Here is an 11,972-nt window from a genome sequence, read left to right on the forward strand (position 1 = left end):
TTAATTTAGAATAATATGCAATACAAGGATTTTATTGCTAAAATAAAGAAGAAAGGCGATGGTGAAATGGACAGCCGTACAACATGGGAAAAAGAACCGCCGCTTGTAAAAGCGTTCCATTATATCACGCTTGCCGGAATATTTCTCCTCATCATTCCATCCGGTTTCAATCCCGTTTATTTGAATGTGGGCTTCATCCTGTTTGGACTGAACATCGGTGTGCGTTCATTCTTCGTTCTTTTGAAGGAGAATAAAAAAGGAGAATTTATCTTTACGATCGCTGTTTGTTTATTTTTGATCGGTTACGGCGCTGTCAGGCTCTCATAATAAAAAAAGCAGGTTTTTCCTGCTTTTTAAATCAAATCCGCCGTTTTTAGCCCCCCGCATGTTTGCAAACTGTCGGAACGCAGACAATAGGCGGCCGTCTTTTTCTTATATTGTTTAACGACGTCTATATGATCATCGTATCGGTAAACCAACAGCTTCACAGCGTTTTTTCCTCTTTTTGTTTCGATCACAAATGGTGTCCCGGCGTTTTTCGGATTTACATACAGCGGCTCATCTCCCGGGTATATGTAGTACCGCTCCATAAATACGGCTTCATTAAAGTTTTGAATAAATTGACTCTTGTCAGATCCCTCTAAATGTTCTCCGCCGAACGTCACTTTAACATTCGCTTCCTCAAGCTTCACATGAACTTGAAATTTGCCGGTCAGCCACTCTACGACACCGCTCGGAAGGCAAGTGACCAATATTTTAAAAAGACTGAAGATCACCAAAAAGGTTACAAAAAGCCATGTCACTCGATCATCTCCTCTTGTCTGCATTTTAAATGATGTCCTTGATTCATCCTATCATACAGGCAAAAGGATTTTATTGTACATTATGTGAACAAGTGCAGCGCTAGATGAACTGAATGGAGAAGGCGGAACATTCCGCCTTTAATGATCCCCGCTCTGATGCTCTTCTTTCGGAATTTCAGACGGAGCCTTTGGAACTTTTCGCAGCTGGTGATTGACCACATCAGAAGAATAAAGCGTAACAACCATCGTTCCTCCATGCCGTTTTGCCCGGATCAAGACCGGCTGGTTATATTTGTTTTGAAAGCGCAAATCAGGTCCGCCCCAGCTGACCGTTGCGTCGCGCCCCGGCGGAACATAAGGGACACGCCGGCTGTGGGAATAGCGCTGGACGATTTCGAGTCCTGCCCGATCAACCGCATTAAACAATGTCGATGAAACCTGGCAAATGCCTCCGCCAACCCCTTCAGACAATTCGCCTCTCACGATCACGGGAGCCTTCATATACCCCTTGTCCGGCGTCCTCATTCCGACAACTTTGTTAAATGAAAACGTCTCATTAGGAAACACTACATGATTGTCGATCGCTTTTGCCGCGAGTGAAATGTTGTGCGTCCTGCTTTTATTCCCGGAATTAAAATACGTCACATACTGGCCGATCCGCTGTGTCCGGATATGGGAAAGCAGTTCGCTGTCAACTTTCGGGTAAACGTTCAATTCAGGCACTTCTATTGTGGACGGGCCATCCCCATAAAAATACGCGTAAAACTGCTCCCTAAACCCCTTCCGGGAAAGGCTGTAGCCAACCTTGCCGGGAACGATCCTTCCCTGGTCATTGATCACGGCGTTGATGGGATCCTTGTGTACTTTGCGCTCAAGCCTGTCAACGAACTTGCCGTATTTTTTGTCATCAATCATCGGTGTCCCGGGAAGCGGCATTGTAAAATCTTCGCGGTTCACAACGGCCACTTTCTTCCCTTGCTGGGTGATCGTTAAGCTGTCAGAATGCCCCGCGGGCTGTGCTAATAGTAAAAGTCCAGTCATCCAAATTTTCAACATAAGTCGGTGTACCTCCCGTTATTAGTATGAACAGGAGATGACATTTGATGTACTGGACGTGTCATGCTTTAATGATCATCTATATTATGGATTGGAAAGGTTACACTAATGGAGAGAAGCTAAAATAAGTATAAAGCATGGATTAAGCCTGTTTATTTTCATTGGCTCCTTTTCTTTTTAGCCTGACTAACATTATGGTGGTGGCTATCAGGATTATCAAAAAAGTGATGCCTGAGTACAGGAACCCAACTAGCTCTATGCCATTAAATTTATACGTCAAATAACTGCCGATAAAAAAGATTGTCCCCAGTAGGGAAAATGAATTGAATCGATTTACAATTTTTTTGACCATTTTATAAAACCCCCATTTTTCATAAAGAATGAAATATAGGTCTTGCGGTTTTAATGCCATTTGCTGACGCACTGGCCGTTGAAAAAGATGACAGGCAATAGCCAGATGCAGCTTTAGAGCGACGTTAATTAGGGAAATTACCACCAGATATCATTCTTCTAGTAAAATGCCCTTCTCTTTGAGAAGGGCATTCCGTTACTTATTCTGTTGATTTTCTTTCTTTTCCTTTAAAGTGAGATTAAAAAATAGAAGTGCCAATAACATTAATGCGATGTTCGCCAGCCAGGACTTCCAGCTAGCCGCAGGGTCAACAATTGTACCGAGCAGGTGAATAATAGATGAAAATGATAAAAGCAAAAACATTAGTTTGTTGTGCGGCATAATTGTTTAAACTTTCTATAAAAAGTTCAGATTCTAATTATACCATAATCCCCCAAAAGGAAATTATTCCATGGATAAAAGGGTATTTATATGTCATCGCAAGTTAAAATAAAAAGAGGCTCTAAAAAGAGCCTCTTTTCCTTGATATATCAGCGTTTTTGACGCTGGGCTTACATCATGCCGCCCATGTCAGGCATTCCTGTGCCGCCGTTATTTTCTTCAGGCTTGTCGGCAATAACTGCTTCAGTTGTCAGGAACATAGCCGCTACAGATACACAAAGCCCTTATATAATCATGTTTTACTTATATTCAATTAGCACTAACCACTTCTCATGATAAAGCTACAATTTTAATTGTAAAGTAGTGATGGAAAACTGTAAAGTGGTTTAGATTCATCAAACATTCTTTATCAAGAAAAAATCCCCATGCCTATTGAAAGTTCCATAAACATAGAGATAATAGCTACGCACTCAAAATAAATCAACCGACAATCTATTAATTGAAATCCACTTACTATCCGTTGCACTATCGATTCTCGCTAGGAGTTTGCTTGTTTGAGTTCCTTTAATTTCGTATTATACCTAAAAATAATGATGCTGTGACATGCTCATAATTGCGAATAACAAAATAAGATCTATCTCTTTATGATTTAGGTCTTTGCCACTTCATCTATTGGCACTTATCCTCTTTAATACATAAGTCATCATTTATCTTAATTACTATTATGACAAACAGTTTAAGAATTAAGTAGTAATCTAACTCGTATTGTTTCTCATCATTAGTATTTGTTCCATGTAAGTACTTATTTCGAATATCATGTCCATTGGTAAATTTTGATTTATTGAGATAATAATCAAGATAATCTTGTTCATTTCTTGAAAACAGGCTGGTTTCAAAATCAACTAGATTACGACTACTTAATTCTTCTATCAATACTTGTATATCCTCAGGATAATGCCAATAACTTATTACTTCTCTATAATAAAGTTCCTTAAGAACATATATGACTCTCTGGTCAACAAACTGTATGTGTCCTGTGTTACTTTCACAGATTAAATCATTATCAAATAACCATTGCATACTATTCAATTGGTACGCTTGAAAAACGCTTCTGGTTAACTTTTCAGTATTTATCAATCGGAAAAAATTTTCATATTTCTCATCTTTATTTGGTAAATAGAATATGCTACTCTGGTCAGAAAACAATAAGAATGAAGCTGTTTTATACCAGTCACTAGAAGAGTAAACATACTTCATTTTATTAAACGACTTAATATCTTTAGTTTTAAAACTTGAAGATGACATTTGAATTAATTCTTGGTCAATCACTCCATCTTCAATCAAAGTATTATACTGTTTAAAAACTCTATCTATCTCAGGGAGAATAGTTCTGCACTTTTCGAAATATGAAGCTTCACTCGACGGCATTTTAACTATAAAATCATTAATTTGAAATTCTTCTTTCAAATAATCATCAAAAAACCATTCAATCATTTCTTCCAATCTTACACCAAGAATATTTAACACACTAAAATAACTTACTATTTCAGCATTAGACAACATTTCTTTGAAGTAAAAAGTGAATGATTGGTAATATAAATGTTCTGCTTGTGGTCTAATTACTGACTCTAGAACAGAGCTTTCACTTTTTTTTGAATCGAATTCTAATCTCATATTATCATCAACAAATCTAAATAAATAAATAAAATTATTCCAAAGTGTAGGATAATCAGTATTTTCTTCTATCCACTTTCGACTTACCTTGATATCTGCAGTACTACCATCCATAGTAAATAATATTGCTTCATCTTGGTCGTTCGGATAAGAAATCATTACTCCCGATTTAATACCTGTATCGTTATTAAAGATTTTTTCTTCCTCTTTTTCTGCTTTCCTCTTGGCATTCAACTTGATTTTATCGGGTATACTTAACCCCTTATTTGGTGGGAAATTTATGATTTTTCTCAATACATTTATATGAACTAGCGGTGAGTCTATATATTCACCAATCAAACTTAAAATCTCTGTTTCATTTAAAGATGGTGGTAAATATAAATCATTCTCTTTTAAATACTTTGACAAAATTGTTTCTGTATTCCTAGAGTCAGATAATAACACGCTTTTAACTGCCTCATTAAAGTACTCAGTCAGTCTCTTAAACTTGAGTACTGCATAAATATTCACATTTTCCTTTTCAAGAAATCGTCTATAGTTATTAATTTCAATTCTTTGATATAACTTGTAACTTTCAAGAACTTCAAAGAAGTCTTTTATATTATCAAAGTCTATTTCATCATAAAGATTGATGAAGTTATCCTTGTGACAGCCCAAGAAGATGCCGATTTTTTGCTTTATTTTCTTCTCATAAGTTTTTATATCAATACTTGTCTCTCGTACAATATGGTCACTAAACCTTTTAATGTTAATGTATTTTAAAACATTATGAAATTCTAATAAATCGGTGATTCCCCATTCAGAATCAATAGCGTCATTATTAACCTTTTCTACTATTTTTTCTAGTTCCCAACCACAAGCCATATCATACTCAGAATAGAATTTAATCCCTGACATATGTTCTCCTTTCGTAAACCATCCTCTTTATTTCGAACAGGCTATCCAAAATGCGTACAATTTATTGTTGTTCAGATAGAGAAGGAAGGTGAAATAAATTAGTTTATGTAAGTCTTAAATAGTAGGAACAGAAAAAGTATCTGGAATTAAGGGTCGAAAAAATCCAGCAGTTTAAGAGAGAAGATAATGTCTGAAAATACCCATTGATTAGGAATAACTTTAAAAATCAGTAAAAAATAATAGGATAAAGACAATCTTTTATTCCTCTATACTTTCTTTGTTAAGAAAATACTCCTTATAAAATGCCCTTAGGATATAACTTGTGTACTCCCTAAGATTTATTAGTGATACTCGCACAGGAAAATTACAGCCATTTTCGTCGTCATTATCAAGTAAAGGAATTAAACTACTTGTCGGAGCATCATTAGTTAACATATAACCTCTATGCAAATACCTTGACCTTTTGTCGTAATAATCATTAAGCTGTTTAGCTATATGTGAGTTTAAATGCTTATTTACTAAATTCCTCACCCTACTAGCAATACCATACTTGTCCTGATTACACACCTTACATTTCTCACTCTGAAAACCAATCAGTGTAACTACTTCTAATGCTGACATGTAAAGTGTTGTTGCTATCTCGGTCTGAGAACCTCCTGTAACAAGTGCTGTTTTTAAATTTTGGTTTTTGGTGTAAATTTCAATCTCTACACCTGAACCATCTTCTGATGGATGGTCAATATAACCCTGATAGTCATGGATTTGTGCATCATACTTTCTTGCAGTATGGAAATGATAACAGGCATTTAGAAATGTTTGTAAATCCTCATTTTCTCCATTACTTTCAATTAAATAACTTAAAAAGTCTTTTGCTTCCTCAGAAATCGTTAAATAACCATCCTTAACGGATAAGCCATCTATAAAATCGGGTTCTTGATATACATCTTCAGTTAATACTGTTTTCTCTTTAATTTCTTTAGAAGTGGTTGAGGTATTCCAAAAAGGGGCATTAGTTTCTACTGATAAGAAGTCTATAACTTGGTTTGTCTTCTGAGTGATTTTACCCTCAACTTGATTTTCATCATAAGCAGAGACAGGGAAATAGATTCTTGTTTTATTCTCCCCAACATATTCTGTTTTGAAATTATTCTCCTCATAATTAGACAGTGGAAGTAAAGACTTAATGGTTGGAAGGGCATAGTAATCATTATACTTTCCCATACCTCTTCGTGCCTTCCTCACAACTCTTATTAACCTTTGTCCTAGTTCGGATTCCTTTATCAACTTATCTTCTTGTCCCTCTATATATCCATAACCGTAGCTAGCGTCACTGTATTCAAAAAACAATTTAATAATTGAACCATTATTTTTATAAGTAACCCCAGCTATTAAAACTGACACACCTATGTCCATAAAACCAAATGTTATTGTTTTAGTCTGTTTGTTTTTGTAGGGCGTGTACTGCCAACCACATTTTCCAAATTCCTTAGCCATCTCTGCCCATAGACTTCTCAAAAATTCATTAGATTTTTTCACATCTGTAATACCAATATCCAATATCAATTATTTCCTCCCCCTTACAATTCATCCGTCTATCCCCTAATTGTACTTAACAAAAGCTTCTGTTGTCTCTATTTTTCCTCTAAAGAGATATATCTAACAATATTTTATACTTTAATTCTGTAAATAACTCTCCCCATTAAGATTCAATTCAATTCAATCCAATTCAAATCATATTCCATTGATTGCAGAACAATATAAAACACGAGTTTTATTAAGATGATATGTAACTGATGTGGTGAATTCCTACTCAGTTTAAATCATCCGCTCCATGACGCAAAAAAGGAGCACCTCAATTTAAAGACCCTCCCTTCAAAATGTTGTTACCTACTCCAATCCTTCAACTGTCATGTATTTCTCCTTTGATTATATTTGTCTTTGTATAGCATAGCACAGAAGTCAAGAGTGATTATGATAGTTGCCCTTCTGAAACATAAGTAAAGAAGGATGGGCTTATCAGCCCGTCATTCGTTCGTTCCTCACTCATTCCTCTCCGATGTGTTAACTTTGCATAGACTAATCTCCGCTTCGCTGCGATTAGTCTAGTGCCAAAGTCAACACTCATAAATCATTCTGTGTTTTTTCAAACCCAATCTCTTCTCGTCAATTTATTTCTTATATAGGGCGATTGACGAGATGCTAATCTAGTGTGAAATCAGTCTTTTTCACAACAACTTTATTTCTTATTTCAATATGTCCCTGTTCAACACGGTTAGATATAAGCTTATGTTTTAAGTATCTTGAAAGGTTACTACTCTCTATATCCAACACTTCCGAAATATTCTTCTTTGATACCACCTCACCTAGTCCACACTTATCCCGAATATATTCCAAAAATTCGTATGACTTTTTCATCCTTTGTAGATAATGTTGCATTCACTAGATTATCGTTGTTTAGAGCAAATACCTCAGAATTGGTTAAACTTTTTAACAAATGTATGAACAACATCTTTATCAAATGTATACAATAGATAAGATGCCTTCGGTTCTTGGTTACGTTGTACCCTTCTGGCAGCTTGATAGAAATCAGCAGCTAAAAAAGCCTTTCTAAATGCCTCCAACCTTTCACCTTAAAATTTCCCAGATTTCAATTCCATTTTTTGAGGAAATCCACTTACATCTAAATTCCGACTGTATTGCACGAACTGTAGCAAATAGACAGGTAATGGCATATTATGAGTTCCTATTAACTAGTATTTATCATATGTAAGTATTTTTACCGACAATATTACCATACCAATCTACTGCGGCATATGATTGCGTAGCCTCAATATCCTCATCTCCGTTGTGGGAGTGTAAACATTGTCCCCAAGGACTTTCTTAATGCCCGCATGTATTTCTGTAGAATTTTCTTTATGACATACAAGTACTGCTTTTTTCTTGTCTTTGATATTTTTCAATCTATTCTGTACGTCCCTAATGATATAGTCGAGATTCTTCTTTAAACTACTCTTACTAGTATTAATCTTAAGATAACCTACATTTGATTTAGAATGATTGATACATAGCCTATTTTCTACAACTGTAAACTGGTCTTCTAATTTATATAAGAGAGTAATTTCAGCACTTGCGTCAAGAATAATATTGTTTTCTAACTTACTCAACATCCGCCTATTTGCTCATCACTGAAAACATCAATATTAAGATCGTCTTTTTGCTTTTTAATTTTTTTAGCAGGGTTGTTTTTGATGACTTCACATTCCACCATATAATTCAAAAATGCTCGGATTCTTAATAGTTTAGTGTTGATTGTACCCGCTTTATCGCCTTTCTCTTGGCACTTTAAGAGATATTGCCGAATATGACTATACGTAATGTCCTCAACGTTTACCACTTGGTTCTCTATGCAATAATCAACAAACTTCCCTAAAAGCATTTCATAATTTTTGATATTCGTCTTGGTTGTGTTCTTGAAACGTCTGTCATCCAAAAAGTCTTGATACGCAAATTTTAACAACACAAAAAACCACTTCCTAAATTTTTTATAGGAAGTGGTTATTGCTAATTGATATAAATTGTTTACATGACTACTTCTCAAAAAGGAAGAATAAAACGGGGGAGAAACAGCCTAAACTGCTTCTCCAGATGGAGGCTTAAATTACATCATACCACCCATGCCACCCATTCCGCCCATGTCAGGCATTCCTGCGCCGCCTTTGTTTTCTTCCGGTTTGTCGGCAACAACTGCTTCAGTTGTCAGGAACATAGCCGCTACAGATGCTGCGTTTTGCAGAGCTGAGCGTGTTACTTTTGTAGGGTCAACGATACCTTTGTCGATCATGTTCACCCATTCGCCTGTTGCAGCGTTGTAGCCTACACCAATGGCTTCGCCTTTCAAGCGCTCAACAATGACAGATCCTTCAAGACCCGCGTTGTGCGCGATTTGACGGATTGGTTCTTCAAGAGCGCGAAGAACGATGTTGATACCAGTCAGTTCGTCGCCTTCAGCTTCAAGGGCAGCTACTTTATTGTAAACATTGACAAGAGCTGTACCACCGCCGGATACGATTCCTTCTTCTACCGCAGCGCGAGTAGAGTTCAGGGCGTCTTCGATGCGAAGCTTGCGTTCTTTCAATTCTGTTTCAGTCGCAGCGCCGACTTTGATGACAGCTACACCGCCTGCAAGCTTAGCAAGGCGCTCTTGTAATTTTTCTTTATCGAACTCAGAAGTTGTTTCTTCAACTTGAGCGCGGATTTGGTTGACGCGTGCCGCGATTTGCTCTGTATCTCCCGCACCTTCAACGATTGTTGTGTTTTCTTTTGTAACAACAACTTTAGAAGCGCGTCCCAATTGGTTGATTTGAGTTGATTTAAGGTCAAGACCTAAATCTTCTGTGATCACTTCGGCACCTGTCAGGATAGAGATGTCTTCGAGCATCGCTTTGCGGCGGTCGCCGAATCCAGGCGCTTTAACAGCCACTGCGTTGAATGTTCCGCGAAGCTTGTTGACAACCAATGTTGCAAGAGCTTCACCTTCAACGTCTTCAGCAATCAGAAGCAATGGCTTGCCTTGCTGAACGACTTGCTCAAGCACCGGCAGGATTTCTTGAATGTTTGTGATTTTTTTGTCTGTTACTAAGATGTACGGGTTCTCAAGAACCGCTTCCATCTTATCGGAATCTGTCACCATGTAAGGAGACGCATATCCGCGGTCGAACTGCATACCTTCAACCACTTCAAGCTCTGTTGTGAATCCCTTGGATTCTTCAATTGTGATGACGCCGTCGTTGCCGACGCGCTCCATTGCTTCAGCGATCAGGCTTCCGACTTCTTCGTCAGCAGCGGAGATTGAAGCAACTTGTGCGATTGATTCTTTGCCTTCGATTGGTTTAGAGATTTCTTTCAGGCTTTCAACAGCTACAGCCACAGCCTGCTCGATACCTTTGCGCACGCCTACAGGGTTAGCGCCGGCAGTTACGTTTTTAAGACCTTCGCGAATCATCGCTTGAGCTAGAACTGTCGCTGTTGTTGTACCGTCACCGGCAACATCGTTTGTTTTGCTCGCAACTTCAGCAACAAGCTTTGCGCCCATGTTTTCGAACGCGTCTTCAAGCTCGATTTCTTTCGCGATGGTTACACCGTCGTTTGTGATTAATGGAGAACCGAATTTTTTCTCAAGAACGACGTTGCGTCCTTTAGGTCCCAAAGTTACCTTTACAGCATCCGCCAATGCATCTACACCGCGCAGCATTGAACGGCGGGCTTCTTCGCTAAACTTAATATCTTTTGCCATGTTATTCGAACCTCCTATATAATTGTCTCGTTTTTATTTATGACTTAGCCGATAACAGCTAAAATGTCGCTTTCACGCAAGATTAAGTAGTCAGTACCTTCATATTTCACTTCGGTACCTGCATATTTTGAGAAGATGATGCGGTCGCCTGTTTTAACTTCTAATGCAACGCGCTCTCCGCTCTCTAACACACGGCCTGAACCGGCTGCAACCACTTTACCCTCTTGTGGTTTTTCTTTTGCGGAGTCAGGAAGTACGATTCCGCTAGCAGTTTTTTCTTCAGACTCAACGAGCTCAATGACAACGCGATCACCTAATGGCTTTAACAATGAAACAACCTCCTCAATATTTTCATATGTAATTTTAGCACTCGCACTCGGTGAGTGCTAACACAATTCTTATAATAAAGAATCTCCCAGGCAATTTCAAGTGAAAAGGTCAAATTTTTTTGCGCTTACATTTCTCCGCATATCCTTATCATCCTATAATTTAAAAAGAGTGTGTTACAATAAACATAGTCTGATTTAGATTTTTAGAAAAGGAGTACATAAAGCTTGAGAAAACAATACTGGTTTATTATATTGGCATACGTTCTCATGCAATTGTCGGCCTATGTCGGCTTGCCTCTTCTCTACTTTTTGGGTGTGGGCAGAGGACAGCCCAAAGCTGAAGCCCAGCTTACATTGGCGGGCGTCTGGTCTGTCATCGCGTTTACTCTCTGTCTCGTCATCGTGCTGCTGATTTTGCGGACGGTCCCGAAGACGACGCTTCGCAACCGTCCAAAAGCATCGGTTGGCGCGTCAATCGGATGGGCGGTAGCCGGCGTTTTTCTCGCTTTGTTTTCGCAGTCAATTGCCGCTTCGATCGAAATGTACTTGTTCGGGGTCAACCCGGAATCCGAAAATACGCAGCGAATCATGGAAATCATCACCGCATTGCCGCTGATGGTGTTTGTCTCTTCTGTATTCGGTCCGATTCTTGAAGAAATCATTTTCAGAAAGATCATTTTCGGTGCAATCTATGAGAAAACGAATTTTTTCATTGCCGCTTTGTTCAGTTCGGTTCTCTTCTCGGTCGTCCATTTGGATTTCAGCCATTTGCTCATTTATACAGCAATGGGATTCACATTCGCTTTTTTATATGTCAGAACCAACCGGATTATCGTGCCCATTTTCGCCCATGTCGCCATGAATACTTTCGTCGTCTTGCTGCAGACATTCCGGGAGCCTATTGAAAAATATTTGGAACACGTCGAGAAAATGCAAATGATTATTGGAGGATTTCTATGATGAGAAGCCCTAAATTCTGGGGAGTGATTTATTTTTTAACGGGTGTGCTGTTTACGTATCTGGCGGCAACCTCGCCCGGAAACATGTGGTCTTTTTATACGATCCTGCTGATGCTTTTCGCAGCCTATAATATCAGCATTTCCTTTAAAATGTTCGCCATGGCCGGCAGGATGAAGCGAAAAGATCAATAGCCTTTTATGTGAAGGAAAAGAGCCATTCTGAAAAAA

10 protein-coding genes and 1 pseudogene are annotated in these 11,972 nt (G+C 38.2%); 3 read left to right on the plus strand and 8 right to left on the minus strand.

What is annotated here, in order from left to right:
- Positions 1-66 precede the first annotated feature (66 nt).
- Positions 67-327, plus strand: coding sequence for a hypothetical protein (locus H2R00_RS11865; protein ID WP_182069178.1), 261 nt, complete (start codon positions 67-69; stop codon positions 325-327).
- Positions 328-353: 26 nt separating this feature from the next.
- Here H2R00_RS11865 and H2R00_RS11870 read toward each other — a convergent pair whose 3' ends face one another.
- The 8 genes and pseudogenes from H2R00_RS11870 to groES form a co-directional block, all read right to left on the minus strand.
- The gene (locus H2R00_RS11870; RefSeq protein WP_154996357.1) at positions 354-803 is read right to left on the minus strand and encodes a YfmQ family protein; all 450 of its coding nucleotides are present in this window, start codon (positions 801-803) and stop codon (positions 354-356) included.
- Between the two features lie 138 nt (positions 804-941).
- Complete coding sequence (locus tag H2R00_RS11875) at positions 942-1,859, minus strand: VanW family protein (protein WP_182069180.1); 918 nt, start codon at positions 1,857-1,859, stop codon at positions 942-944.
- A gap of 903 nt (positions 1,860-2,762) precedes the next feature.
- Positions 2,763-2,864 (minus strand): annotated as a pseudogene (locus H2R00_RS21545) (hypothetical protein); the annotation flags it as partial.
- A gap of 397 nt (positions 2,865-3,261) precedes the next feature.
- Entirely contained in the window at positions 3,262-5,163 is a 1,902-nt protein-coding gene (locus tag H2R00_RS11880) for a hypothetical protein (RefSeq protein ID WP_182069182.1), read from the minus strand.
- 258 nt (positions 5,164-5,421) lie between these two features.
- On the minus strand, positions 5,422-6,726 hold the full coding sequence (locus H2R00_RS11885; RefSeq protein WP_182069184.1) for a hypothetical protein: 1,305 nt from the start codon (positions 6,724-6,726) through the stop codon (positions 5,422-5,424).
- 1,597 nt (positions 6,727-8,323) lie between these two features.
- Positions 8,324-8,683, minus strand: a complete 360-nt coding sequence (locus H2R00_RS11890) for a tyrosine-type recombinase/integrase (protein WP_244958230.1) — start codon at positions 8,681-8,683, stop codon at positions 8,324-8,326.
- Positions 8,684-8,821: 138 nt separating this feature from the next.
- On the minus strand, positions 8,822-10,456 hold the full coding sequence (groL, locus tag H2R00_RS11895; protein ID WP_020450334.1) for a chaperonin GroEL: 1,635 nt from the start codon (positions 10,454-10,456) through the stop codon (positions 8,822-8,824).
- Positions 10,457-10,500: 44 nt separating this feature from the next.
- A complete protein-coding gene (gene groES, locus H2R00_RS11900; protein WP_003179248.1) occupies positions 10,501-10,785 on the minus strand; it encodes a co-chaperone GroES in 285 nt (94 codons plus the stop codon).
- A gap of 225 nt (positions 10,786-11,010) precedes the next feature.
- On the opposite strand from groES, the gene H2R00_RS11905 reads away from it, so the two are divergent.
- Both H2R00_RS11905 and H2R00_RS11910 read left to right on the plus strand, forming a co-directional pair.
- The gene (locus H2R00_RS11905; RefSeq protein WP_182069186.1) at positions 11,011-11,745 is read left to right on the plus strand and encodes a CPBP family intramembrane glutamic endopeptidase; all 735 of its coding nucleotides are present in this window, start codon (positions 11,011-11,013) and stop codon (positions 11,743-11,745) included.
- A complete protein-coding gene (locus H2R00_RS11910) occupies positions 11,745-11,936 on the plus strand; it encodes a YdiK family protein (RefSeq protein WP_234113148.1) in 192 nt (63 codons plus the stop codon). The genes H2R00_RS11905 and H2R00_RS11910 overlap by 1 nt, the downstream gene beginning before the upstream one ends.
- Positions 11,937-11,972 lie beyond the last annotated feature (36 nt).

Source organism: Bacillus haynesii (genome assembly GCF_014042035.1).
GTDB lineage: Bacteria > Bacillota > Bacilli > Bacillales > Bacillaceae > Bacillus > Bacillus haynesii.

Bases quoted from the DNA above. Each gene is read 5' to 3' on its own strand.
- H2R00_RS11865 (WP_182069178.1), top strand. From the start codon at position 67: ATGGACAGCCGTACAACATGGGAAAAAGAACCGCCGCTTGTAAAAGCG.
- H2R00_RS11875 (WP_182069180.1), bottom strand. From the start codon at position 1,859: ATGTTGAAAATTTGGATGACTGGACTTTTACTATTAGCACAGCCCGCG.
- H2R00_RS11880 (WP_182069182.1), bottom strand. From the start codon at position 5,163: ATGTCAGGGATTAAATTCTATTCTGAGTATGATATGGCTTGTGGTTGG.
- groL (WP_020450334.1), bottom strand. From the start codon at position 10,456: ATGGCAAAAGATATTAAGTTTAGCGAAGAAGCCCGCCGTTCAATGCTG.
- H2R00_RS11910 (WP_234113148.1), top strand. From the start codon at position 11,745: ATGAGAAGCCCTAAATTCTGGGGAGTGATTTATTTTTTAACGGGTGTG.